23 protein-coding genes and 1 riboswitch are annotated in these 23,563 nt (G+C 62.0%); of the genes, 14 read left to right on the top strand and 9 right to left on the bottom strand.

The features are described 5' to 3' along the window. The first annotated feature begins 191 nt into the window (after positions 1 to 191). Positions 192 to 1,562, top strand: a complete 1,371-nt coding sequence (locus GGR30_RS04610; protein WP_183483031.1) for a GH1 family beta-glucosidase — start codon at positions 192 to 194, stop codon at positions 1,560 to 1,562. An 87-nt stretch (positions 1,563 to 1,649) separates the two neighbouring features. Here the strand turns inward: GGR30_RS04610 and phaR are convergent, their stop codons facing one another. The 4 genes from phaR to GGR30_RS04590 form a co-directional block, all read right to left on the bottom strand. Beyond that, the gene (phaR, locus tag GGR30_RS04605) at positions 1,650 to 2,207 is read right to left on the bottom strand and encodes a polyhydroxyalkanoate synthesis repressor PhaR (protein ID WP_183483029.1); all 558 of its coding nucleotides are present in this window, start codon (positions 2,205 to 2,207) and stop codon (positions 1,650 to 1,652) included. A gap of 368 nt (positions 2,208 to 2,575) precedes the next feature. Beyond that, positions 2,576 to 2,764, bottom strand: a complete 189-nt coding sequence (locus GGR30_RS04600) for a hypothetical protein (protein ID WP_183483027.1) — start codon at positions 2,762 to 2,764, stop codon at positions 2,576 to 2,578. Positions 2,765 to 2,780: 16 nt separating this feature from the next. Then, positions 2,781 to 2,936: a DUF3309 family protein gene (locus tag GGR30_RS04595; RefSeq protein WP_183483025.1), complete on the bottom strand. Its 156-nt coding sequence runs from the start codon at positions 2,934 to 2,936 to the stop codon at positions 2,781 to 2,783. 262 nt (positions 2,937 to 3,198) lie between these two features. Beyond that, positions 3,199 to 3,723: a hypothetical protein gene (locus tag GGR30_RS04590; protein WP_183483023.1), complete on the bottom strand. Its 525-nt coding sequence runs from the start codon at positions 3,721 to 3,723 to the stop codon at positions 3,199 to 3,201. A 77-nt stretch (positions 3,724 to 3,800) separates the two neighbouring features. Here GGR30_RS04590 and GGR30_RS04585 point away from each other — a divergent pair, with 77 nt between their 5' ends. After that, positions 3,801 to 4,619: a LytTR family DNA-binding domain-containing protein gene (locus GGR30_RS04585; RefSeq protein WP_183483021.1), complete on the top strand. Its 819-nt coding sequence runs from the start codon at positions 3,801 to 3,803 to the stop codon at positions 4,617 to 4,619. Positions 4,620 to 4,784: 165 nt separating this feature from the next. Here the strand turns inward: GGR30_RS04585 and GGR30_RS04580 are convergent, their stop codons facing one another. Continuing rightward, positions 4,785 to 5,168, bottom strand: a complete 384-nt coding sequence (locus tag GGR30_RS04580; RefSeq protein ID WP_210287939.1) for an SRPBCC domain-containing protein — start codon at positions 5,166 to 5,168, stop codon at positions 4,785 to 4,787. 87 nt (positions 5,169 to 5,255) lie between these two features. Here GGR30_RS04580 and GGR30_RS04575 point away from each other — a divergent pair, with 87 nt between their 5' ends. The 7 genes from GGR30_RS04575 (at position 5,256) to GGR30_RS04545 (ending at position 12,479) form a co-directional block, all read left to right on the top strand. Next, a complete protein-coding gene (locus tag GGR30_RS04575) occupies positions 5,256 to 5,594 on the top strand; it encodes an ArsR/SmtB family transcription factor (protein WP_183483017.1) in 339 nt (112 codons plus the stop codon). Next, entirely contained in the window at positions 5,581 to 6,006 is a 426-nt protein-coding gene (locus GGR30_RS04570; protein ID WP_183483015.1) for an SRPBCC family protein, read from the top strand. The genes GGR30_RS04575 and GGR30_RS04570 overlap by 14 nt, the downstream gene beginning before the upstream one ends. Positions 6,007 to 6,443: 437 nt before the next feature. Then, a complete protein-coding gene (locus tag GGR30_RS04565) occupies positions 6,444 to 9,488 on the top strand; it encodes a helicase-related protein (protein WP_183483439.1) in 3,045 nt (1,014 codons plus the stop codon). Between the two features lie 3 nt (positions 9,489 to 9,491). Then, positions 9,492 to 9,884 carry an RNA-binding S4 domain-containing protein gene (locus tag GGR30_RS04560; protein ID WP_183483013.1) on the top strand — a complete coding sequence of 131 codons (393 nt, stop codon included), beginning with the start codon at positions 9,492 to 9,494 and terminating at the stop codon, positions 9,882 to 9,884. A 157-nt stretch (positions 9,885 to 10,041) separates the two neighbouring features. Beyond that, positions 10,042 to 10,380 carry a ferredoxin FdxA gene (gene fdxA / locus GGR30_RS04555; protein WP_183483011.1) on the top strand — a complete coding sequence of 113 codons (339 nt, stop codon included), beginning with the start codon at positions 10,042 to 10,044 and terminating at the stop codon, positions 10,378 to 10,380. Between the two features lie 418 nt (positions 10,381 to 10,798). Then, on the top strand, positions 10,799 to 11,371 hold the full coding sequence (locus GGR30_RS04550) for a CarD family transcriptional regulator (protein WP_183483009.1): 573 nt from the start codon (positions 10,799 to 10,801) through the stop codon (positions 11,369 to 11,371). A gap of 244 nt (positions 11,372 to 11,615) precedes the next feature. Next, entirely contained in the window at positions 11,616 to 12,479 is an 864-nt protein-coding gene (locus GGR30_RS04545) for an RNA polymerase factor sigma-32 (protein ID WP_183483007.1), read from the top strand. A gap of 13 nt (positions 12,480 to 12,492) precedes the next feature. Here the strand turns inward: GGR30_RS04545 and GGR30_RS04540 are convergent, their stop codons facing one another. The 4 genes from GGR30_RS04540 to thiB all read right to left on the bottom strand — a co-directional run bounded on the left by GGR30_RS04540 (position 12,493) and on the right by thiB (position 17,408). After that, positions 12,493 to 13,986, bottom strand: coding sequence for a M48 family metalloprotease (locus tag GGR30_RS04540; RefSeq protein ID WP_246413569.1), 1,494 nt, complete (start codon positions 13,984 to 13,986; stop codon positions 12,493 to 12,495). 99 nt (positions 13,987 to 14,085) lie between these two features. Continuing rightward, on the bottom strand, positions 14,086 to 14,739 hold the full coding sequence (locus GGR30_RS04535; protein ID WP_183483005.1) for an ATP-binding cassette domain-containing protein: 654 nt from the start codon (positions 14,737 to 14,739) through the stop codon (positions 14,086 to 14,088). A 13-nt stretch (positions 14,740 to 14,752) separates the two neighbouring features. Then, entirely contained in the window at positions 14,753 to 16,375 is a 1,623-nt protein-coding gene (gene thiP, locus GGR30_RS04530; RefSeq protein ID WP_183483002.1) for a thiamine/thiamine pyrophosphate ABC transporter permease, read from the bottom strand. Positions 16,376 to 16,394: 19 nt separating this feature from the next. Beyond that, complete coding sequence (thiB, locus tag GGR30_RS04525; RefSeq protein ID WP_183483000.1) at positions 16,395 to 17,408, bottom strand: thiamine ABC transporter substrate binding subunit; 1,014 nt, start codon at positions 17,406 to 17,408, stop codon at positions 16,395 to 16,397. A 47-nt stretch (positions 17,409 to 17,455) separates the two neighbouring features. Further along, positions 17,456 to 17,572: riboswitch (TPP riboswitch) on the bottom strand. 266 nt (positions 17,573 to 17,838) lie between these two features. On the opposite strand from thiB, the gene GGR30_RS04520 reads away from it, so the two are divergent. From GGR30_RS04520 to GGR30_RS04500, 5 genes are all read left to right on the top strand, one after another. Next, positions 17,839 to 18,276: an FKBP-type peptidyl-prolyl cis-trans isomerase gene (locus GGR30_RS04520; RefSeq protein WP_183482998.1), complete on the top strand. Its 438-nt coding sequence runs from the start codon at positions 17,839 to 17,841 to the stop codon at positions 18,274 to 18,276. 405 nt (positions 18,277 to 18,681) lie between these two features. After that, positions 18,682 to 20,301, top strand: a complete 1,620-nt coding sequence (locus tag GGR30_RS04515; protein WP_183482996.1) for an OpgD/OpgG family glucan biosynthesis protein — start codon at positions 18,682 to 18,684, stop codon at positions 20,299 to 20,301. After that, positions 20,285 to 20,464 (top strand): hypothetical protein, encoded by a 180-nt coding sequence (locus GGR30_RS04510; RefSeq protein WP_183482994.1) that lies wholly within the window; start codon positions 20,285 to 20,287, stop codon positions 20,462 to 20,464. The genes GGR30_RS04515 and GGR30_RS04510 overlap by 17 nt, the downstream gene beginning before the upstream one ends. A 58-nt stretch (positions 20,465 to 20,522) precedes the next feature. After that, positions 20,523 to 22,349 (top strand): glucans biosynthesis glucosyltransferase MdoH, encoded by a 1,827-nt coding sequence (gene mdoH / locus GGR30_RS04505; protein ID WP_183482992.1) that lies wholly within the window; start codon positions 20,523 to 20,525, stop codon positions 22,347 to 22,349. A 32-nt stretch (positions 22,350 to 22,381) separates the two neighbouring features. Beyond that, the gene (locus GGR30_RS04500) at positions 22,382 to 23,563 is read left to right on the top strand and encodes an OpgC domain-containing protein (RefSeq protein WP_183482991.1); all 1,182 of its coding nucleotides are present in this window, start codon (positions 22,382 to 22,384) and stop codon (positions 23,561 to 23,563) included.

Below are 23,563 nucleotides of genomic sequence, written 5' to 3'. Positions count from 1 at the left end.
CTTCTGCAACGTTTCAGATTCGCCTTTGCGTTGATGTACAAAGCCGCCGAACTCCTCTAGATCACGCTTCGAATAACCGGCACGCCATCGGGACGTAGGATGAAATCCGCCGAAGCGCCGCCGAGACGACAATGACGTGGCCCGGCGGCAGACCGCTTTTCGCCGGGATGATACGTGAAGGATGACCGACCATGATTGATCCGAAACAGCTCGCCCGCCGCTTTCCGGACGATTTCATTTTCGGCGTTGCCACTGCCTCCTACCAGATCGAGGGCGCGGCGCGCGAGGACGGGCGCAAGCCCTCCATCTGGGATGCCTTTTCCCATATGCCCGGCCGCGTGCATAACCGAGACACCGGCGATGTCGCCTGCGACCACTATCATCGGCTGGAAGCGGACCTCGACATGATGAAGGACCTTGGCGTCGAGACCTACCGGTTCTCGATCGCCTGGCCGCGCATCATTCCGGACGGACGCGGACCGGTGAACGAGGCGGGGCTCGATTTCTACGACCGGCTGATCGACGGCTGCAAGGCGCGCGGGCTGAAGACCAATGCGACGCTCTACCACTGGGATCTGCCGCTGACGCTTTCGGGCGAGGGCGGCTGGACGGCGCGCTCCACGGCCTATGCCTATCAGCGCTATGTGCAGACCGTGATGAAGCGGTTCGGCGACCGGCTGGATCTGGTTTCCACCTTTAACGAGCCCTGGTGCGTCGTCTGGCTTAGCCATCTCTACGGCATTCACGCGCCGGGCGAGACGTCCATGGATGCCGCCCTTGCGGCGCTGCACACGGTCAACCTCGCGCATGGGCTCGGTCTCGAGGCGATCCGCCAGGAAGCGCCGGAGGTCAAGGCGGGCATCGTCCTCAATCTGCAGGCGATCTACCCGGTCAACGACACCGATGCCGACCGGGACGCGGCGGAGCGCAGTTTCCAGTTCAACAATGGCGTCTTCCTCGATCCGCTGTTCAAGGGCGCCTATCCGGACGGTTTCATGGCCGCGCTCGGCGCGCGGATGCCGGCGATCGAGGACGGCGATCTCGATCTGATCAGCGGCAAGCTCGACTGGTGGGGTCTCAACTACTACAAGCCCGAGCGCGTGGCCGATGACAGCGCCTCGGGCGCCGAGTTTCCGGCCATCAGTGTCGGCGCGCCGGTCCATAACGTCATCACCGATATCGGCTGGGAAACCCACGCGCCGGCAATGAAGATGCTGACCGAGCAGGTCTACCAGCGCTACGACCTGCCGGACATGTACATCACCGAGAACGGCGCCTGCTACAATATGGCCCCCGTCAACGGCATCGTCGATGACGCGCCGCGCACGGAATATCTCTCCGACCATATCGCCATTGCCGCCGACCTGGTGGAGGCCGGCATTCCGCTGAAGGGCTATTACGCCTGGAGCCTGATGGACAATTTCGAGTGGGCGGAAGGCTATGAAATGCGCTTCGGCCTGATCCATGTCGATTACGAGACGCAGGAACGCACGCTGAAGAATTCCGGCAAATGGTACAAGGCGCTCGCCGAGGAGTTTCTCGAAAGGGGCGAAGAGCGCTGAGATTTCAGGCCGCAGCCGCCACCGGCCGCCAGAAGCCGCCCGGATCTTTCGCCGGGCGGTGCAAGGCGACAAGGATCGGTCTGAGACCTAAAGGTTGTCGATCCGGTCCTGGAGAACGCGCAGCTGGCGGCGCAGGTCGTCGAGATCGCCGCTCACGGCGTGGACGGCCGTTGCCGGTTCCTCACTGTCATCGTTTTGAGCGCGGTAGCTGCCGCTGGCGCCGACGGGCACGCGGCGGGCCGCTTCTTCCTTGCGGTAATACTCGCGCTTGAGCGGATTTTCGTAGAGCGCCTTGTCCATCTGCTCGCGCATATGGGCCTGCTGTTCGGAAAACGCCTTCATGGCGTTGTCGAGAAAGCCGGGCAGCATCGCCTGCATCTGGTCGCCGTAATAGCCGATGATTTCGCGCAGGAACGAGACCGGCAGAATGCCCTGGCCGGATTTTGCTTCCTGTTCGAAGATGATCTGCGTCAGCACGGTGTGGGTGATATCCTCGCCGGACTTGGCGTCCTGGACGGTGAATTCCTCTCCCTGCTTCACCATATCCGCCAGATCCTCGAGCGTCACATAGCTGCTGGTGCCGGTATTGTAGAGCCGGCGATTGGCATATTTCTTGATAGCCGTCGGTCCGTCTTTTACGGGCATGTTGTGTCTCCTCCCCGCGTTGTCGTTTCCTCTTCCCGTCTTGGATGTAACCTCAAAAAACACCGGGTTACAATCGTTTTATCGCAGCGCAGCGACACGAAACCGGGTCGCGGTCGCCCGATCGCGGCCGAATTGTCGTATCGCGAGCCCCGTGACACTGGCCGATCCGGCGCACACTTTTGCGTGATAGACGCTTTCGGCCGGTTTTTTGATATGGCCGGGCCGTTTCCGTTATCGCACCTGCAAACCGCCGGTCGGTCGACGTGCGGCATGAAAAAAGGCGTCGCCCGTTATGGCGACGCCCGGACCGGCGAGCAAAGCTACAAGCCGGTCTTGACGCGACAGCCTTTCGGCGCACGCCGCTTTCTTTACCGGTTGGCGGTTGCCGCGCCGACGCCGCCGCCGATCAGGCCGCCGGCAATCGCGCCGGTTGCGTCTCCGGTAATCGCTGCGCCAGCGGCAGTGCCAACGCCGGCGCCGATTGTGGCATTGCGCTCCTGCGTGGTGCAGGCGGCGAGCGGAAGAATGAATGCAAGGGCGAGAACGGCTTTCTTCATGGTCTTGGTCTCCAGGTTATACATAGCCTGCAAGGAGCAGGATGATGACGATTAACAGGACGAGACCGAGACCGCCAGACGGTCCGTAGCCCCATGTCCGTGAATAGCCCCAGCGCGGAAGCGCGCCGATCAGAAGCAGAATGATGATGATAAGCAGGATTGTGCCGAGCATGGTCTCTCTCCGGGATAATCGGTTGGAGCAAGAACGCCGGCACGACGAGGTTTGTTCCCCCGCACTGAGAGGGAGCACATAGGGATCGGCGCGGAACTGGTTAACGCGGCCTGGTCTTTCGGCCTGCAAATCCTTGAAAAATATGGTTAAGTATTCATGAATACACCATATCTAGCGGTGAACAAAACAGGAAGACGTGGCTGTCAGCGATTCGTCGCCGATTCGTTCCGGCTTTGGCCCGAAAGTTAACAAGGCAGTGAAATCAGTCTTCTCCGAGTGTAATTCCGCCTTCGTGGCAGCGCAGCGACAATGCCCTGACAACATAGGCAGCCGACCGGCAGACGGAAAACCCGACGGCCATGCCGATGACGAAGTTGACCGGGATTTGCACCATGGCGGTTCGTGCAAATGCGGGATCGACGGCAGCGATGACATTTCCTGCATAAAGTGCGGCAAACAGGAAGACGACGACTAAGAGGCTGTACCACTCTCCATCGATGGTCACGCGGTTATTGTCGATCGCCACGACCTTACGTTCCGGCCTGAGAGCGAGGACAAGCGTAAATCCCGCAGCCGCGCCCGCCGCCATTGCCGCCGCGCCAGCAGAAGTATCAAGCGTGACCGCGCGCTGGATGGCGATGGCCAGGAAGGCCAGCGGAACGATGAGAAGGGCGCGAATGTGTCTCTCCCGGCGGTCAAGTCGGGTGGACGCGGCGAGGACCAGAATTACGAACAGAACCCAGACATAAAACGGCGTTGCTGCGAGCGCGCTGTGCAGTATTTCCATGATCGATCTTCCTTTCAACCTTTAGGCGAGTTAACCTGATTGGCTTCTATCGCGGTCGGGCCATCGTCAAAGCGGATATGAATGAAGAGCGGGAAAACTTCGCGGAAGACACTGCCGCGCATTACACGCTTCGTGAATTGCGCAGGGATTTCGCCAACTGGCGCACCTACGCAGTGCTGGCGATCGCCGTTCTTGTGCTCGGATGGTCGGGGCCGTTCGGAACGTCGCGGGACTTTGCCATCGTTCCCAGGATTTGCTACTGGGCGGCGACAATCCTTCCTGCCTATAGTGCGGCTCACACCGCTGCCCTTTTCACAGGATTTCATTTGCGTGCCCGCAAACTGCCGCGTCTGCCGGCGCTGGCGGCTATTGTCCTTGTCGCCGGATCATCAGCGACGATCGCGGTGGTGCCGGTGGCGCTCGTGGTGGAGGGGCGCGAGGCGCTGACAGCGGATTCCCTCTGGTTTGCGGCGTGGCACGGCATCTTGATAGCCGCAGCCGTCGTCGCCGCCGCCGAAATCATGGGGCTTGGACGCTCCATTCGCCGTCACGGCTCAACCGCCGTGCCGGTCGCGGCGGCGCCCCGCCTGCTTGCGCGTCTGCCGCTCGAAAAACGCGGCAGGCTGGTCTCGCTTTCGGTCAGCGATCACTATGTCGACGTGGTGACGACGCGCGGACGGGCCATGCTGCTGATCCGGCTGAAGGACGCGATCGGGGAGGCCGATCCGGAGCCGGGAATCCAGATCCACCGCTCGCACTGGGTGGCGCTTGCGGGCGTCGAGAAGGTGGAGCGGGCCGACGGACGGCTTTCAATCATCACCAGTGCCGGCGAGGCGCTGCCGGTCAGCCGCAGCTATCTGGCCGATGTCAGGGCCGCCGGCCTCCTCCCGGGCTGATCGCCGGCGTTCATCCTTTGTTTGCGAAGGTCAACACGTCTCTCCCGTTCGCCGGGAAGGCGAGCATCGCGCTTCCACATCTGGGGTGTTCATGCCATCACCCACAAAACGATCCGCCGCCGCTTCGGCCATATCGCTGCTGCATCTCAAGGCTTCAGCCTCAGGCTAGTGTGAGGCCAAGTAAGCCTTCAATGGCTCCCAATAACGCTGATGCCAGCCCGCGTCCAAATGTTCACCGGTGCCTTCTGGATATCCGCGATGATCCAGCGATATCGTGGCGCCTTCGCCATCATCGGCAAAGTCAAATCGCACAATCGAGTAGACGCCTTCCTCCCAGTTTCCGGGCCGCCATGCCTGCACAATCCGCTGGCCATCAACAACCTCGATCATCCGCGCAGCAATCATGCCGCCAAACATGGAGCTGGCTGCCCCGGGCTCCGAACTCAACGCCGCAGGCATGCCCGTCATCGCCGCAAACCGCTCACTATCCGTAAAGATTGAAAACAGCTCTCTGGCTCTGGCATCAAATTTCAAAACCTGTTGGATCATGTCCATTCCCCTAAACTAAACCATATGGTATATCTTCGCACAGTCCAGCCCATTAGTAAACCGTTAGGTTTAGTTTTAGAAAAAGCCATGGAACAACTCGATCAGATATTCAAGGCGCTCTCCGACCCGACCCGGCGCCAGCAGGTGAAGCACCTAACCAGGGGCCCGGCCACGATCAGCGATCTCGCCGCCCCTTTTGACATGACACTCCCGGCCGCATCCAAACACCTGAAAATCCTTGAGCGCGCCAAGATCGTGACCTGCGAAAAAGTCGGGCGCGCGCACATCTGCAAGCTTAACCCGCAGACGCTCAGCCTCGTCGACGAATGGCTTAGCTTCTACCGCCCTTTCTGGGAGGCAAAGCTGGACAATCTGGAAGCCTTCCTTGGCTCTGCTGGTGCGGAGGACAAGGATGCCTCAAAGTGACCAGACACTTGTGATCACAAGACAATTCTCGGCTTCGCCGGAAACCGTTTTTGATGCGTGGACGGATCCCAATAAGATGCGGGCCTGGTGGGGTCTGAAAGACGCAAAGTGCCCAACCGTGGAAATCGATCTTCGCATCGGTGGGGCCTACCGCATAGCCAATGAGCTTCCAGGCGGCCGTATCATCTGGATCACCGGGTATTACAAGGAGATCTCCCGCCCATCCCGCCTCACCTACAGTTGGTCTGTCGATGAAGGTCCGGAAGAAACAGTCGCCATTTCCTTTGAACCCAATGCCGGCGGCACCTGTCTCACGATCCACCATGAAGGCATCACCAGCGCCGATATTTATGCCGGACATCAAACGGGATGGACCGACAGCCTCTCAACACTAGCCGCGATCCTGGCCTGAACACGATCCCACTTTCAGCGCCTTTCCCCAGGTTCAACGCTCAGGGCCGCCGGCCTTGTCCCAGGCTGACTGTCGGCGTTCATCTTTTGTTTACGAAGGTTAACGCGTCTCTCCCGTGCGCCAGGAAGAAGAACATCGCGCTTCCACATCTAGGGTGTTTATGCTGTAAAATCCCAATATCTAGCCGTGAACAAACCGGGAAAACGGCAGAGTCAGCGATTCGTCTGTGATTCGTTCGCATCTGTTCCAAATCTTAAGAAAAGGCCATGTTTCAGGGCAAAAAGCCGTGTGCTCTTGCTTGCGGGGGAGCGGCGTTCCATCTATAGAGAAAGGCACACGCCGGTGGTTTTGACGAGCCGGCGATTTTTGCAGTGGACGGGGGCGGAGATTTTGGCCCCGGCCAGGGAATCGGGACCGGGACATTGAATTCTGAAGCAATGATCTTGAGCGGACGCGGTGTTACCGCCATGCTCGGTCCGACCAATACCGGCAAGACCCATTTTGCGATCGAGCGCATGGTGGCCCATTCCTCGGGCATCATCGGGCTGCCGCTGCGCCTTCTTGCCCGCGAAGTCTATACCCGCCTTGTCGAGCGCGTCGGCGTCAATCGCGTGGCGCTGATCACCGGCGAGGAAAAGATCGCGCCGAAAACCGCCCGCTACAGCGTCTGCACCGTCGAAGCGATGCCGCGCGAGACCGATGTCGCCTTTGTGGCGATCGACGAGGTCCAGCTTGCCGGCGATCTTGAGCGCGGCCACATCTTCACCGACCGGATCCTGCATTTGCGCGGGCGGGAAGAAACCCTTCTTCTCGGCTCGGCGACGATGAAACCGATCCTCCGGCAATTGCTGCCCGGCGTTTCGATCGTCGAGCGGCCGCGCCTCTCAAGTCTGTTCTACGGCGGCCAGAAGAAGATCACGCGCCTGCCGCGCCGCTCGGCCATTGTCGCCTTCTCCTCCGACGAGGTCTATGCGATCGCCGAGCTGATCCGCCGCCAGCGGGGCGGGGCTGCCGTCGTGCTTGGGGCGCTCAGCCCGCGCACCCGCAACGCCCAGGTCGAGCTCTACCAGAACGGCGATGTCGAATATCTGGTGGCGACCGACGCCATCGGCATGGGGCTCAATCTCGATGTCGACCATGTCGCCTTTGCCCAGGACCGCAAGTTCGACGGTCATCAATACCGTAATCTCAATGCTGGCGAGCTCGGCCAGATCGCCGGCCGCGCAGGCCGGCATATGCGCGACGGCACGTTCGGCGTGACGAGCCGCGTCCCGCCCTTTGACGAGGAACTGGTCGAGCGTCTGGAGACCCACCAGTTCGATCCGGTCAAGGTGCTGCAGTGGCGCTCCAAGGCGCTCGACTTCTCCTCGCTCCATGCGCTGAAGGCGAGCCTTGACGAAGTGCCGCGCGTGCAGGGGCTGACGCGGGCGCTGCCGGCCGTCGACCAACGCGCGCTGGAGTTTCTTGCCCGCAACCCGGCGGTGGCCGGCAAGGCGGACCGGCGTGACCGGATCGAGACCTTGTGGGACGCCTGCGCGCTTCCGGATTATCGGCGGATCACGTCGGCGCAGCACGCCGACCTGATCGCCTCGCTTTATCTCGATCTTGTCGAGCATGGCACGGTGGACGAGGATTTCCTCGCCAAACAGGTCCGCCATGCCGACCGGACCGATGGTGAAATCGATACGCTATCCGCGCGTATCGCCCAGATCAGAACATGGACCTATGTGTCGAACCGGCCCGGATGGCTTGCCGATCCGACACACTGGCAGGAAAAGACACGGAAAATAGAGGATCGGTTGTCGGATGCCCTGCATGAGAGGTTGACGAAACGCTTCGTTGACCGCAGGACTTCCGTGCTGATGAAGCGCCTGAGAGAGAATGCGATGCTTGAAGCTGAAGTGAGCGTGAACGGGGATGTCTTTGTGGAAGGACATCATGTGGGGGAACTGGCGGGCTTTCGTTTCAAAGCCGTGACCGGTGCCGAGGGGCCGGATGCCAAGGCGATCGAGGCGGCCGCGCTGAAGGCGCTGGCACTCGAATTCGAGGCGCGCGCCGCGCGCCTGCACGCCTCCGGCAATTCCGACCTGGTGCTGGATTCCTCCGGCACGGTGCGGTGGCTTGGCGATCCGGTGGCCCGGCTCGTCGCCTCCGACAATATCCTGAGGCCGCGTATCGTCCTGCTGGCCGACGAACAACTGACCGGAGCGGCCCGCGACCATGTCGCGGCCCGCATCGAGCGTTATGTGGCCCACCAGATCCAGACGGTGCTGAAACCGCTCGATGATCTTGCCAATGCCGATGACATTGAAGGGCTGGCGCGCGGCCTCGCCTTCCAGATCGTCGAGAATTACGGCGTGTTGTTCCGGCGCGACGTTTCTGCCGAGGTCAAGGCCCTCGATCAGGACGCACGCGCCTCGCTTCGCCGCTACGGCGTGCGCTTCGGCGCCTATCACGTCTTCATGCCCGCGCTGTTGAAGCCGGCGCCGGCCGAGATGATCACCCTTTTGTGGGGCCTTGCCAATGACGGCCTCGACAAGCCTGGCTATGGTGAGCTCATTCCGGTGCTCGCCGCCGGCCGGACGTCGGTCGTCACCGATCCGAGCTATGAACGGGCCTTCTACAAGCTCGCCGGCTTCCGTTATCTCGGAAAGCGCGCCGTGCGCATCGACATTCTCGAACGCCTCGCCGACATCATCCGTCCGCTCACGCAGTGGAAGCCGGAAGCGGGCGGCGCGCAGCCGGAAGGCGCATTTGACGGCCAGCGTTTCGTGACGACACCGGCGATGATGTCGATCCTTGGCGCGACGCCGGATGACATGGAAGAAATCCTGAAGGGGCTCGGCTATCGCGCCGATGTCGCAACGCCGGAAGAGGTCGCAAAAATCGAGGCCGCCCAGATCGAGCGCGACGCCGAAAAGGCTTCCAGGCAGCATGCCGGGATAGCCGTCGAAACCGTGGCGAAGCGCGCGGAAAAACCGCCCGTTGCCTCACCGCCCGAGGCGGAGACTTCCGAAAAGCCCTCCGCCGAAGAAGATGTTGCAGTCGAGAAGGCGGAGGAGGCTGCGGCCGAGGAGGCAGCGGCCCAGCCGGCCGCGCCGGCTGAAGCTTCCTTGCCCGAGGGCGAGGCGGCAGCGCCGAGGGAAGAGAAGGAAGAAGAAGAGCCCAAGCCGGTTCTTCTGTGGCGTCCAGGTGGCCGCGGTCACAATGACCGCAACCGTCAGCAACATCATGGGCGCGGCCAGCGCAATGAAGGCCGTGGCCGCGGCCAGCAGAATCGCAAGGGCGGCGACGGCGAGCACCATGAACGTTCCGGCAAGCCCGGCGGCAAAGGTGGCAAGGGCGGCGGCAAGGGTCCGCGTCGCGAGCGCAATGATGGCGACAACAAGCAGCGCGAGCAGCGCCGCGAGCGCGACAAGCCGATCGATCCGGATTCGCCCTTCGCCAAGCTCGCCGCGCTGAAGGCGCAGATGAAGCGCTAGTCCATGGCTGAGGGCGAGGCAGCAGAGCGCCAGCGCGTCGACAAATGGCTGTTCTTCGCGCGCATCGTCAAGTCGCGTTCACTGGCGCAGAAGTTGGTGCGCGACGGCCAGGTGAAGCTCAACGGCGCACGCATCGTCCGCCCGAGCGTCGATGTGTCGCCCGGCGACAGGCTGGTCGTGGCCCTTGAGCGCCGCGACGTGCACCTTGTCGTGCGCGCTCCCGGTCATCGCCGCGGGCCTTATTCGGAAGCGCAGGAGCTTTACGAGGATGTGAGCCCGCCGCCGGAGGCGCGCGAGAAGCTCACGGCGTTCGAGCAGGCGCAGCGCGTACCGGGCGCAGGGCGTCCGACCAAGAAGGAGCGCCGCTCGCTGATGCGCATGCGCGGCGAGGAATAGGAATTCCTGCGCGCTTTGGAAACTTCTACTCGAAGCCGTCCGGTTTCTGGAATGAAATCATCTTGCGGCAGGCGCGGAAAGCCGTTACCTCACGGTTCGATTGCTGACCGGCGCTGCCGGTGGCCCACCGGCCTGAAACTGATCTCTGGAGCCTTTCATGACCTATGTCGTGACCGACAACTGCATCAAGTGCAAATATACCGACTGCGTTGAAGTCTGTCCGGTGGACTGTTTTTATGAGGGCGAGAATTTTCTGGTCATTCATCCCGATGAATGCATCGACTGCGGTGTCTGCGAGCCGGAATGCCCGGCCGAGGCGATCAAGCCCGATACAGAGCCGGGTCTCGACAACTGGCTGAAGATCAATGCGGAATATGCCGAAACCTGGCCGAACATCACAATCAAGAAGGACCCGCTGCCCGACGCCGATGCCATGGATGGCGTCGAAAACAAGTTCGAGCAGTTCTTCTCCGACAAGCCGGGCACCGGCGACTGAGCGCGCCGCGCTCTTCATGTGTTTCTGTCACGACCTGCCAATATTTTTCGGCGCTCTCGCAATTTGGGGCTTGGCGAAGCCGCACAATTCGGTTAGGTCTCGGCCAATCTCCCCGCTCGCCGGCGACGTCTTGTCGCGGGTGCATGGCTCATTGATTTCTACTGCTTAACGTGCTATATACTGGGCACTGACCCAGAAAACGGCATTATTGCCTTATAGCCCAAGAAAGCAATCAACCCTAGCGTCGACAAAATCATTCGAAGTGCGGATGCCTTTCGGAACAAGGAATTCGTCGCGCTTTTCGTTGTCCGTTTGATGGTTACAGTGGGTGCGACCCTCCAATCCGTCCCACCCGCCGGATCATGCATGTCCGGGACCGGCGCCCGCCGGATGCGTAACAGGGAGTTTTTAAAAGCCTATGACAGTACAACAGAAAAAGTCTGCCGGCCGCCATGGTTTCAAGACCGGTGAGTCCATCGTCTACCCCGCTCACGGCGTTGGCACGATCAACGCGATCGAGGAGCAGGAAGTGGCCGGCATGAAGCTCGAGCTTTTTGTCATCGATTTCGACAAGGACAAGATGCGCCTGAAGGTGCCGGTTGCCAAAGCCATGAGCATCGGCATGCGCAAGCTGTCGGAAACCGATTTCGTCGAGCGCGCTTTGAAAGTTGTGCAGGGCAAGGCCCGCGTGAAGCGCACCATGTGGTCGCGCCGCGCCCAGGAATATGATGCCAAGATCAATTCCGGCGATCTGATCTCGATCGCCGAGGTCGTACGCGATCTTTTCCGCGCCGACACCCAGCCCGAGCAGTCCTATTCCGAACGCCAGCTTTACGAAGCAGCGCTTGACCGCATGGCGCGCGAGATCGCCGCCGTTAACAAGATGTCGGAAACCGAGGCCGTCCGTCTTATCGAAACCCACCTCGCCAAGGGTCCCAAGCGCGGCAAGGGTGCGGACGAAGAGGACGACACCCGCGAAGAGGCCGCCTGAGGCCTGTTCCACGGCTGCCTTGCGTGGCCGAAGATCGAACACGGAAAATCCGGCCCTTACGGCCGGATTTTCTGCGTTTTGTCAGCAGTTCACGTTTTTGTGCTCGAAATGCCTGCGTCGACATTGAACCAAATCGCCACCCGGTGCGTTTGAAAGGTTGAGGAGTGCTGGGGCGGTCGCGGTTTGAGCGGACCCTCCCGGCGCTCGATGGCCTTGATCGTCTTGCCTTTCCGGGAGTGATGCCATGAATGTCGACGCACAGGATCACCGCATAGCCAGCGCAGCCATGGCCGCGCCCTACCTGACGCGGGAACAGGAAATCGAACTGGCGGCCCGATGGCGCGGCAGCGACGACAGTGACGCCCGCAATGATATCGCCATGGCCCATTTGAGACTGGTGGTCGCAATGGCCGGCAAGTTCCGCGGCTTCGGCCTTCCCAAATCCGATCTCGTCCAGGAGGGCTATGTCGGCCTTCTGGAAGCGGCAGCCCGTTTCGACCACGAGCGCGGCGTCCGCTTCTCGACCTATGCCAGCTGGTGGGTGCGGGCCTCGATGCAGGACTATGTGCTGCGCAACTGGTCGATCGTGCGTGGCGGCACCAGCTCCAGCCAGAAGGCGCTGTTCTTCAAGCTCCGCCGCCTTCGCGCCAAGATAGCCGCGCGCGATCGCGAAATGACTTCCCAGTCGATCTATGAGGAGATCGCCAAGAGCCTTGGCGTGCCCGTTTCCGATGTTCAGGTCATGGATGCCCGGCTGTCGGGCAACGATACCTCGCTGCAGGCACCGGTCGGCGGCGAGGGCGAGGAAGGCACTGAGAGGATTGACCTTCTGGTCTGCGACCAGCCTCTGCCGGAGGAGCAGGTCTCCGGAATGATCGACGGCGAACGTTTGAGCGCCAGGCTGAAGCGCGCCCTTTCGAAACTCTCTCCCCGCGAAAACCGCGTGATCCGCGCCCGCAAGCTTGCCGAAGACGGCGCGACGCTTGCCGAACTTGGCGCGGAGCTCGGCATTTCAAAAGAACGGGTGCGCCAGATCGAGACCCGCGCGCTCGAGAAGCTGAAATCGGCGATGACGACCGATGCCGGCATGATCGCCGTTCCGGCCTGAGCCTCTTCTTCGCCTATTGTGAAACGATCTTGACGTCCTGGCCGGCCGAAAGCGTCGCGCCGGGTCCAAGCGCGTTAAGCACCCGAAACAGCGAAAGCTTGCGGCTCGTTCCCATCATCTTTGCTGAAAGGCTCGCCATCGTATCGCCGGGCTGGACCTTGACGATCCTGACCCTGAGCGGTTTGAGGCCTGCAAGCTCCTGCGCAGACATCTTGTGGAAGGAGGAGCGGACCGAACTTGCCATGTCCTCCAGGTAGCCGCTGCCGCGCGGCGCGGCCGTCAGCAGCCTGTAGATCTCGTTGCCATCGCGGATTACCGTCACGTCGAAAGACCAGTCACCCGCAACCGCACGCGCCGTTGCCGCCGGCATGCCGTTGACGCTCGTGGTCTCGACCGAGCCGGGGACAAGGCCGGTCACCCATCCGCTCTGGATATAGTTTTCCAGGTCGCGCCGTCCCTTCGCCTTCACGCCGTCGAAACGGATCGCGACATCATTGGGACCGGTCGCGACCACCGCGTTGGCCTTGTCCGTCATGGAAAAGCCGGGTGGTACGGTGAAGGCGATCTCGAGCTTCGGGTGATAGAAATTGCGGTCGCGGATATAGCCCTCGTCGGCATTACTGCCGTAGAGCAGGCCGTTGATCCCGTTTACGAAATAATCGCGGCCAACCTCTTTCGCGCCGACATTGGCGTAAAGGGACGCCTGCTCGTCTGCGAGCTGGACGCGACGCGGCGTGTTCGGATGGCTCGACAGGAAATCGAGGCTCGCATCTTCCGATCCGGCAGACTCATACTGGGCAAAGGCGGCCATGGAGCGCAGGAACCGCGCCGCCGCCGTCGGGTCGTAGCCGGCTTCGGCGAGCATGCGGATGCCAATTGCGTCGGCCTCAAGCTCCTGCTGGCGCGAGAAAGCGGCAAGCCGCATCTTGCCGCGCGCGGCAATCTGCTCGACCTCGGGCGTGTCGGGCAGAACCTCGGCGATTACCTCGTTGGAAATGGCCTCGGCTTCTTCGCGGCGTTGGCGCTCGATGCCGTGATTGGCGGTGACATGCGCCATTTCGTGCGAGAGCACGGCGGCGATTTCCGAGGCGTCATTGGCAAGCGCCAGCAGGCCGCGGGTGACGTAGAGATAGCCGCCGGGGAGTGCAAACGCGTTGATGCTCGGCGAATTCAGGATGGTGATGCGGTAGGTCTGCTGCGGGTTTTCCGACACCGCCGTCAGCGCGCCTGCGATGCGGGCAACGAGCCTTTCCACCTGCGGGTCGCGATACTGCCCGCCATAGGTCTCAAGGATGCGTGGATGTTCGCGCGCGCCCATGGCGGCATTGGGGTCGTTACGCGTGAGCGCCTCGACGGTCTGCTCGCTGCCGCCCGCATCCGGCACGATGAAGTAGGTGTCGGTTGTCGTGCAGGCCGAAAGCGCAAGCATGGCGGCAAGGGCAAGTGCCGCGCGGCGCCCGCCCATCCGGCGTTGGCCCGTCTTCAGGCGGCCAGGACTATTGTTCATGCTTGTTGCGCCTGTCAAAACGCGACCCTTGTCCGGTAGATTCATGACGGCCGTCAAGCCGTTTTCTTCAGTCATATTTGGCGTTCGCGGCCGCAAGGGTCAATAGCGTGCCGAAATCGCCTGGTTTTCGATGACAAGGCGATGATCGGCGATCTGCGCGACTTCATCGGGCTCGTGCGAAACGATCATCACGGTATTGCCGGTTTCCGCGTGGAGTTCAAGCAGGAGTGTGCCCATTTCCCCGCGCATCTCAGGGTCGAGTGCGGCAAAGGGTTCATCAAGCAGCAGAACAGGACGGTTGCGCACCAGAGCCCGGGCAAAGGCGGCGCGCTGGCGCTCTCCGCCGGAAAGCGAGGCAGGCATGCGGTTTTCAAAGCCCTTGAGGCCAACGCGGGTGAGCGCTTCGCCGATGCGCCGCCTGCCGTCCCGGTCCAGCCTGAGGCTCGCATCCACGCCGAGGCCGGTATTGGTGAAGATGTCGAGATGAGCGAAGAGATTGTTTTCCTGAAACACGACGGTGACCGGGCGCTGCGCTACATGAAGATCGTTCATCACCGCTCCGCCGATCAGCACCTGGCCGCTATCGGGTTTTTCGAAGCCGGCGATCAGGTTCAAGAGGGTGGTCTTGCCGGACCCGGAACGTCCGGTCACCGCGGTCACGCTGCCGCCGGCGATTTCGCCGCCGAAGACGAAGTTCTTGTCGCCGAGGGCGAGAGCGGCCGCGTCCAGAACGATCGAAGGAGATTGCGTCACGGTTCGTCCTTTCTCAGGTCTTTGCTGCCGGAGCGCGGGTGCCGGCGATCATCAGGACAAGGCAGAGGGCGCCTAGGATCAGCGCCAGCCCGTTGGCGTCTTCCGTCCGGTAGCTGCCGAGCCGGCTGTATAGCAGCCAGGGCAGGGTGGTGAGCTGGTCGCCGCCGAAAAGGGCGACCGCGCCGAGATCGCCGAGCGACAGCGCCATGGCAAAGGCGAGCGCCGTCAGGACCGGCCTCTTGAGGCCCGGCCAGTCGACGATCTTCAGGCGGGCAAAGCCGGAAAGCCCGAGGCTTGCGGCCAGACGGGCCGTGCGGGACCGATGGACGGCAAAGGCCGGCTGCAGCACGCGCAACACGAAGGGCAGCGCCATCAGCGCATTGATCGCGGCGACGATGGCAGGCGCTGCGGCATCTGTCAGCCCGAAGGGGCGCAGAAGCAGAAACCAGCCGGTGCCGAGCACGATGGGCGGCACCAGCAAGACCAGCGACCCCATGGCCGACATGGCGCCGGCGCTGCCGCGATAGAAGGGACCGGGCTCCCTCACCGCCCGGATTGCCCCGATGGCTGTGATGAAGGAAAGCGCCACGGCAAGCGAGGCCAATGCCGCCGACAGGGCGATGACAAGGCTCGTTCCGGTCGCTCTGAGGAAGACCGGTTCGACGAGAAGCCCGAGAAGGTCCGCGCCCGCGCCCTTCACCACGATGACGGCAAGCGGCAGGAGCAGCCAGAGCGTGAACAGCGCGATCAGCGCAAAATCCATACCGCGTGATGCGCGATGGTCGGCGTCCGGCCGCCGGCCTGGCTCGCTGCTGGCGCTTGTACCGGGATCGCCGGCGCGCGGCAGAAAGGCAAGTGCCGCCAGCACCAGTGCCGTCACCGCGATCTGCAGCCCGGAAAGGGCGACCGCGCGGGCGGGATTGAAATCAAACCGCAGCGCCTGGTAGATCGCGACTTCGATCGTGGTCGCCGCCGGTCCGCCGCCGAGGATCAGCACCAGCGTGAAGGATGTGGCACACAGCATGAAGATGAGGCCGGCCACGCCCGGAATGAGCGGTGCGATCACCGGCCATTCGACGAAGCGGAACACGGTGCGCTGCGGCATCGACAGCATCGCCGCTGTCTTGAAATATTCCTGAGGCACGCGTTCGAGACCTGCCAGCAGCAGACGTGCGGCAAGGGGGAGATTGAAATAGACATGGGCGATGAGAATGCCCTGAAGGCCGTAGATCTGCAGCGGGCGGCCGAGCGCCGCCAGGTCAAGCGCATCGTTAAAGAGGCCCTGGCGTCCCCATATGCCGATGATGCCGAGCGCGCCGATCAGAACTGGAAGTCCGAGCGGGACGGCCATCAGCCGGACAATCCAGATGCGGCCGGGAAAATGCGGCCGGCGGGCCATGGCGCGGGCGACGGGGATGGCAAGCGCGACAGAGATCAGCGTCGACAGAAATGCCTGGTAGAGCGTGAACCGGAGAATGCGCCAGACATAGGGCTCATCGAGGACCGCGACGGCATCGGCAAGCCGCCCGAAGCCGGTCAGGGCCGCCACCGCCGCTGCGATGAAGCAGGCGACGCCGGTGAGCGAAATGAGCCCGGCGAAAAGGTTGCGGCGGAATTCTGCCGTCGTCAGATACACGGGCGTTGTTCCGGCGCCATCACCGCGCGCTCATGGCGTTCAGCCATTCGTCGATCCAGGCCTGCCGGTTTTCAGCCACCACATCGGGTGCGAACTGCAGGGTCTTTTCCGGGGTCACGGCTGTTTGGAATGCTTCCGGCAGCGGCTCTGACGTCGGCGCGACAGGCATCATCCAGTTATGGGTCGGGATCGCGTCCTGAAAGCCGGGCGTGAGCATGAATTCCAGGAAGGAACGAGCAAGCTCCGGATCATCCGCCATTGCCGTCATGCCGGCGACCTCGATCTGGATATAGAGACCGTCCTTAAAGTCGGCCGCCTTGTAGCGGTCGGTTTCCTCGGCGATCTGGTGATAGGCCGGCGAGGTCGTGTAGGACAGCACCATCGGCGCCTCGCCGCTGGTGAAAAGCCCGTAGGCCTCCGACCAGCCGGGCGCGACCGTCAGGATGCGGCCGGAAAGCGTCTCCCATTTCTCCGCCGCCGCATCGCCATAGACCGCCTTCATCCACAACAGCATGCCAAGGCCCGGCGTCGATGTGCGCGGATCCTCGATCACGATCTTTTCGTCTTCCGGTCCGTTGACGAGTTCATCGAGAGTGGTCGGCGGCGTATCGATGCTCTCGCTGTCGTAGACGATGTCGAAATAGCCGTAGTCGAAGGGCACGAAGATGTCGTCGTTGAAGCCGCCGGGAATGTCGAGGTTCTCCGTGGTGACGCCGGATGCGGCAAAAAGTCCCGTCTCCTTCGCCTCGTGGATCAGGTTGTTGTCCAGCCCGAGCACGATATCGGCAGGGCTGGAGCGCCCTTCGAGCTTCAGCCGGTTCAAGAGCGCGACGCCATCTTCCGCGCCGACGAATTTGAGCGTGCAGCCGCATTCGGCCTCAAAGGCCTTTTTCACCAGCGGTCCCGGTCCCCATTCGGTGTTGAAGCTTTCATAGGTGTAGACGGTCAGTACCTTGCCATCCTGGGCGTGGGCGCTGCCGGCCAATCCGATTGCCAGTGACGCAACCGCTATTTTCAGATGGTGAGCTGACATGACGCCTCCTTCGTGCTGTCGCAATCAAAAAGGGAAAAGGGCGTCTTCTGTTTCACGCGTCTAATCCCTCCGCCGGTGTTAGCCGGATCAGGTTCCTCGGGTTGGTGATTGACCTCTCAGCGGTTGACGCAAGGATCTCGCGTTCCGCACCCCGTTAGAGCTTCTTGACACCTATCGCGGGCCTGCCCTGATTTCAAGAGCTCGCGCATTTGAAAAGACAGGCAAAAGTGACTAGGTATGTGGCACATTCGGATTTTCCGGATGTGCCCGCCAGTCGTCATGCAGGAAAGTGTGTCGGCTCAATCCTCTGCAAGCGCGAAAGCGAAGGCCTCGCCCGCGCTGCAGGAAAGAGAAACGGCGCTTCGGCGCGGGCCGGGCTTTGACCGGTGCTGCGCTGTTGTGCTCGGTGTTCAAGGAAGGAGCACACGAAATGGCAGAAGCAAAGAGCGGGGACACCGTTCGTATTCACTATACCGGAACGCTCAACGACGGTTCGACCTTCGATTCCTCTGACGGACGTGATCCGCTGGAATTCACCGTCGGTGCCGGTCAGATCATTCCCGGCCTCGACCGCGAGATCGCAGGCATGAATGTCGGCGACAGCCGTCAGGTTCAGGTTCCCTCCGACGAGGCCTATGGGCCCCATGATCCGCAGAAGGTTCAGGTCGTTCCGCGTTCGGCCATGCCGGCTGAGGTCGATGTGGCGCCCGGCATGCAGCTTCAGGCGCGCACGCCCGATGGCCAGACCGTGCCGCTGATCGTTACCAAGGTCGAGGAAGAACAGGTCACCGTCGACGCCAATCACCCGCTTGCCGGACAGGATTTGAATTTCGCGATCGAGCTCGTCGAAATCGTGAAAGCCGCCTGATAAAAAAGGCGTTTTTCACCAGCGCCGCCATCTTGACGGCTTCCCCGCGAAGTTCGAAAATATTGCGGCGCGAAGAAGGCGAATTGCCATGATCTTGCCATTCTTTGGTTGAATGGCTGCCTTAAAAATGGGGCTGGAATGCAACGCGGCATTCCAGCCCCTTTTTGATGCCCGCAAAAGAGTATAGGTCCTGTCTGTTATCGCATGGAAGCTCGGATTTGTTTTTTGCCTGGACGTGGAACCGAAGCGGAGTTGCACCGTTACGGTAACGTCCGCGCCTTCCAGAAAGGCAACTTCCGCGCGATATCAGATCAAGGGCATGAATTTTCAATGAGGACGGCTCGGAGCAGGTTCTGCTGCCGTGCAATATTCCGGGAACTCCTTTTTCAACCGACGGGAATTTGAATGAAGAGACGACGTTTTCTGGCGCACACGGCGGTTGGCGCGCTGGCTTTTTCCGGGTTTGCGAGCAGGGCGTTCGGGCAGGACGCGGCAGTTGAGCCCGCCAAGGTGCCGGATCAGAACGAAGGCGTCAGAGCGGAAAACCCGCCCGCCGACGCCTTCACCTTCGATACGCTGACGGCCCGCATGAAGGAGAAGGCCGCCAAGGCCTATCAGGAGCCGGCCCAGAATGTTCCTGAGCCGTTCGACGCGCTTCATTATGATGACTATCGCGCGGTTCGCTACGATCCCAACAAGGCGATCTGGCGCGACCAGTCGGACTTCCAGCTCCAGGCCTTTCCGCTCGGGTGGCTGTTCAAGATGCCGGTCGAAATCTATGAGGTGGCCAATGGCAAGGCCGAGGAACTTGTTTTCTCCGCCAATGATTTCATCTACCGCGCGCCGCTGGATGTCGAGAAGTTCAAGGATATCGAACTGCCCGGCGTTGCCGGCTTCCGCATCAATTTTCCGCTGAACCGGTCTGATATTTCCGACGAGCTTATCTCGTTTCTCGGCTCGTCCTATTTCCGCGCGCTTGGACAAGGCAATCTCTACGGGCTTTCGGCGCGGGGGCTTGCTGTGAACACGGCCACGAGCGGGGGCGAGGAGTTTCCACGCTTCTCCGCCTTCTACATCGTCCGTCCCGCCACCGAGAGCGAGAAGATCACCGTTTTTGCCGAGCTTGACGGCCCGAGCGTGACCGGCGCCTATCGTTTCGTGATCACGCCCGGCAAGAATACGCGCATGGATGTGACGGCGCGGCTGTTTTTCAGGAACGATATCGACCGTCTCGGCGTTGCCCCTATGACTTCCATGTTCCTGTTCGGGCCGGCCAACCACCATGCCTTCGATGATTATCGCGAACGGGTTCACGACAGCGAAGGCCTGAAGATCGTGCGTGCGGACGGAACCGAATTGTGGCGCAACCTGCAAAACGCGAAGAAGCTGGCGAACTCCTTCTTCACCGAGACCGATCCGCGCGCCTTCGGGCTTTATCAGCGCCATCGCGATTTCGAGGACTACCAGGATGCCGAGGCTCACTACGAACGCCGGCCATCGTTGCTGGTCGAGCCGCTCGGCAATTGGGGCAAGGGTTCCATATCGCTTGTCGAAATCCCGACCGACAAGGAGGTCAACGACAATATCGTGTGTTTCTGGCAGCCGGAGGCGCCCGCCAGGGCCGGTGGTTCGGCGGAATATTCCTATCGGCTGACATGGGGCGCCATCGAGGAGGATCAGGCGCGTCTGGCGCGCGTGGTCGACATCCGAAGCGGCGAAGGCGGCGTATCAGGAACGGAGAGTGACGAGGATATCCGCAAGCTCGTCGTCGATTTCGCCGGCGGCGCGCTTGATGATCTTGGCAGCGGTTCGGAACTTCAGGAACGGTTGCACATTACAAATGGGGAGATCGTTCATTCAACGGTCTCTGCGATCAGGGGCGAGGGCGTCTGGCGTCTCGCCGTCGATGTCCGCCCGGCCGGCGACGCGCCGGTCGAACTGGTCGGCGCGCTGACCGACGGCAATCGCGACCTGAGTGAAGTATGGCTTTATCAATGGAGAAAAGGCGATGACCAACCAAACTGATGGAAATGAGGAAATCACCCGGTTTCTCCCGGAAACGGCGCCCCTGCCGATGCCCGAACAGATGATCGAGCGGTCCGCGCGGCAGAGCCTGTTCGCGGCCCTGCTTTCGCCGGTCTTCGGCTCGCAGCGTCCGCGCTCGACAAGATCGCTTTCCAAGGGCTGAGAACCAAACCGAAAAGCCAGCACCGGTTTCCGGCGCCGGCGCCAAGTGAGGACGAGCGATGCTGGCTCTGAGGCGAACCATTTCCATTCTATTTGCGGCTTTCGTGGCGGCGGTCGCCTCGCGGCTGGCGATGGACGTGTTTTTCGCGGACGGCACCGACTGGGTCGATTTCGTCCGGATCGCCTTGTGTGCGGCGACCGCCGCCTGGATTGCCTGGGGCGCGTCGCTTGCTCTTGGCGGCCTGTTCGGCGCGCGGGACAGGACCCCGCCGCGCGCTTCATTGTCTCAGAGCGGCCAGTCGGCCCGCACCGCGATCCTGATTCCGGTCTACAACGAGGATCCGCGCGCAACCTTCTCATCCGCCGCGGCAATGGCCGAAAGCCTGCAGGCCACCGGCCATGCCGATCTCTTCGACATCGCCATCCTGTCGGATACCCGCGATCCGGAGATTGCGGCGGAAGAGGAGGAATGGTTTCGCAGGCTGCATGCCGAGGTCGCGCCGCCGGTCAAGGTCTTCTACCGCCGCCGCACTGATAATTCCGGCAAGAAGGCCGGCAATATCGGCGATTTCGTTCGCCGTCACGGCGCCCGCTATACCTACATGTTGATCCTCGACGCCGATAGCCTGATGGAAGGCGAGACGATCGTGGAAATGTTGCGCCGCATGGAGGCGGAGCCGAAACTCGGCCTGTTGCAGACGCTGCCGAAGATCGTCGCCGCCCGCTCGTGGTTTGCCCGCGCGCTGCAGTTTTCGGCCAGCCTGTTCTCGCCGATCTTCACACGCGGTCTGGCGCGCATGCAGGGCCAGGAGGGCCCGTTCTGGGGCCATAACGCGATGGTGCGCACGAACGCCTTTGCCGAAAGTTGCGGGCTGCCTGCGCTCACCGGAACGCCACCCTTCGGCGGCCATATCCTCAGCCATGATTATGTCGAGGCGGCGCTTCTGTCGCGCAAGGGCTGGATCGTCCGCGTTGATGCCGATCTCGATGGTTCCTTCGAAGAGGGGCCGCAAAACGTCATAGACTATGCCAAGCGCGACCGCCGCTGGTGCCAGGGCAATCTCCAGCATATCAGGCTCGTCCACGCGCCCGGGCTGAAGGGCTGGAACCGCTTCACCTTTCTTCAGGGCGTGATGGCCTATGTCAGTTCGCCCCTCTGGATGGCCTTCATCGCAGCCTCGATCGTCGCGCCGCTTTTTGCTCCGCCACCTGAATATTTCCCGAGTCCCTATCTGCCGGCGATCTTCCCGCGCGCCGAAACCGCGCTCGCCGTCACGTTGCTCGTTGGCGTCGGTGGTCTTCTGATCGGGCCAAAACTCCTGATCGCGTTGCGCTCGGGTCTTGCCGGCGAGGCGCGTCGTTTTGGCGGCTTCATCGCCGTCTTCGCCTCGACGCTTTCGGAAATCATCTGGTCGTCGATTCTGGCGCCGATCACGCTGATGTACCAGTCGCGTTCGGTCATGCAGATCCTGTTCGGTATGGATGGCGGCTGGCCGTCCTCCGACCGGGAGGGGCACACGATCAGCCTTCCCGAGGCCTTCAAGGCGAGCTGGTGGATCGTGCTGACCGGGATCGTGATGCTGACGGGCGCCTTCGTGCTCGCTCCGGCGCTGTTCTGGTGGCTGACGCCGATCGCCGTGCCGCAGATGCTGTCGCCGCTGTTGATATCGGCAAGCTCGACGGCTTGGAGCGGGCGCATCGCCGCGCGCTGCGGCCTGCTCCTGACGCCTGAAGAGCTTTCGCGCCCGGCAATCATGCGCACACGCGACGCGGTGCTGGCGCGCTGGCGCCTGGCGCAAGCCGAGGAAGAGGCGTCGAGCGAGGATTTCGCGGAGGATCCGCAGACGGGCAAGGCCGAACCCGCCTTTTCGGCTGCTCAGGGATAACGGATTTGAAAGAGGGAGGAGCGCACGCCTTTGTGCGGATACCGCCGGAGAGGAGCCGTCGCGATCCGCGCCTCGACGTCCTGAGAGGCCTGGCCCTGATCATGATCTTCATCGATCATGTTCCGGACAATCTCTATTCGTTCTATACGATCCGGATGATTGGCTTTTCCGATGCGGCCGAAGCCTTCGTGCTGATTTCCGGTATTTCCGCCGGGCTTGCCTACAGCCACCGTTTTGCGGGCGCGATGATGAACACGGCCCGGGTCATCTGGAAGCGGGCGCTGACGATCTATGGCGCGCATGTGCTCTCTACGCTGCTGGCCCTCGCCATGACGGTCCCGGCCGTCTTTGCCTTTTCCCTCTTCGAGTTCGGCGCGGTCAACGGCGTTGACTGGGCCTGGCGTCAACCCCTCGCAACCGCGCTCGGCGTTTTCACGCTGACCTATCAGGTCAGCTATTTCAACATCCTGCCGCTTTACGTGGTGCTGTTTGCCGCCGTGCCCGGATTGCTGTGGCTAGGCCGAAGGAGCGTTGTGCCGATGCTGTTCGTTGCGGCCGCCATCTGGCTTGCCGGGCGCTGGAGCGAAATCAAGATGCCGGCCCATCCGGGCGACTGGGCGTGGTATTTCAATCCCTTCTGCTGGCTTTTCCTGTTCGCGATCGGTCTCGCGGTGGGGATGACGGCGCGCCGGGGCAGGGCGCTGGTGCCGTTTTCGCCCGTTCTTTACGCCGCTGCCGTCGCCTTCGTCATCTATTCCGCCTGGTGGCGGCTGACCGGCCATTACGAATTCCCCTGGCCTGAAGGCCTGACGCCGTCCGTTATTGCCGATACCAGCAAGGAAACGCTCGGACTGCCGCGCATCGCCCATATTCTGGCGCTGGCCTATATCATCATCTACCTGCCCGGCTTCCGCCGTTTCCTGGAAACGCCCGTGTTTCATCCGCTCAACATCATGGGACGGGCAAGCCTCGTCACCTTCGTCACGGGATCCCTGATCGCTTTCGCCCTGCAGATCTTCCGGACGGTCCACCCGACCGGGCTTCTTGCCGATACGCTGCTGCTGGCCGCCGGCCTTGTAACGCAGTACTGCGCCGCCCGCTATGCCCTGCAGCGGGCCGGCAGGCTTGCCGCGCCCGTTACTCGGCCTGGGCCGAAGCCTGCGCGCCAACCGAAAGATTTCGTCATCGCGCCGCCACCGAAGGCCGATCGATAA

Origin of the sequence: Martelella radicis (assembly GCF_014196625.1) — a bacterium.
Taxonomy (GTDB): Bacteria; Pseudomonadota; Alphaproteobacteria; order Rhizobiales; family Rhizobiaceae; genus Martelella; species Martelella radicis.
Note: the sequence above shows the minus strand (reverse complement) of the source record. Positions and strands in the feature narration are given on the sequence as shown.

Coding starts and splice junctions, on each gene's coding strand:
- GGR30_RS04560 (WP_183483013.1), top strand. CDS start 9,492: ATGGCTGAGGGCGAGGCAGCAGAGCGCCAGCGCGTCGACAAATGGCTG.
- GGR30_RS04540 (WP_246413569.1), bottom strand. CDS start 13,986: ATGAACAATAGTCCTGGCCGCCTGAAGACGGGCCAACGCCGGATGGGC.
- phaR (WP_183483029.1), bottom strand. CDS start 2,207: ATGCCCGTAAAAGACGGACCGACGGCTATCAAGAAATATGCCAATCGC.
- GGR30_RS04570 (WP_183483015.1), top strand. CDS start 5,581: ATGCCTCAAAGTGACCAGACACTTGTGATCACAAGACAATTCTCGGCT.
- GGR30_RS04580 (WP_210287939.1), bottom strand. CDS start 5,168: ATGATCCAACAGGTTTTGAAATTTGATGCCAGAGCCAGAGAGCTGTTT.
- GGR30_RS04520 (WP_183482998.1), top strand. CDS start 17,839: ATGGCAGAAGCAAAGAGCGGGGACACCGTTCGTATTCACTATACCGGA.
- GGR30_RS04515 (WP_183482996.1), top strand. CDS start 18,682: ATGAAGAGACGACGTTTTCTGGCGCACACGGCGGTTGGCGCGCTGGCT.
- GGR30_RS04565 (WP_183483439.1), top strand. CDS start 6,444: ATGATCTTGAGCGGACGCGGTGTTACCGCCATGCTCGGTCCGACCAAT.
- GGR30_RS04590 (WP_183483023.1), bottom strand. CDS start 3,723: ATGGAAATACTGCACAGCGCGCTCGCAGCAACGCCGTTTTATGTCTGG.
- GGR30_RS04600 (WP_183483027.1), bottom strand. CDS start 2,764: ATGAAGAAAGCCGTTCTCGCCCTTGCATTCATTCTTCCGCTCGCCGCC.
- GGR30_RS04610 (WP_183483031.1), top strand. CDS start 192: ATGATTGATCCGAAACAGCTCGCCCGCCGCTTTCCGGACGATTTCATT.
- fdxA (WP_183483011.1), top strand. CDS start 10,042: ATGACCTATGTCGTGACCGACAACTGCATCAAGTGCAAATATACCGAC.
- mdoH (WP_183482992.1), top strand. CDS start 20,523: ATGCTGGCTCTGAGGCGAACCATTTCCATTCTATTTGCGGCTTTCGTG.
- GGR30_RS04510 (WP_183482994.1), top strand. CDS start 20,285: ATGACCAACCAAACTGATGGAAATGAGGAAATCACCCGGTTTCTCCCG.
- GGR30_RS04575 (WP_183483017.1), top strand. CDS start 5,256: ATGGAACAACTCGATCAGATATTCAAGGCGCTCTCCGACCCGACCCGG.
- GGR30_RS04595 (WP_183483025.1), bottom strand. CDS start 2,936: ATGCTCGGCACAATCCTGCTTATCATCATCATTCTGCTTCTGATCGGC.
- GGR30_RS04550 (WP_183483009.1), top strand. CDS start 10,799: ATGACAGTACAACAGAAAAAGTCTGCCGGCCGCCATGGTTTCAAGACC.
- GGR30_RS04585 (WP_183483021.1), top strand. CDS start 3,801: ATGAATGAAGAGCGGGAAAACTTCGCGGAAGACACTGCCGCGCATTAC.
- thiB (WP_183483000.1), bottom strand. CDS start 17,408: ATGTCAGCTCACCATCTGAAAATAGCGGTTGCGTCACTGGCAATCGGA.
- GGR30_RS04545 (WP_183483007.1), top strand. CDS start 11,616: ATGAATGTCGACGCACAGGATCACCGCATAGCCAGCGCAGCCATGGCC.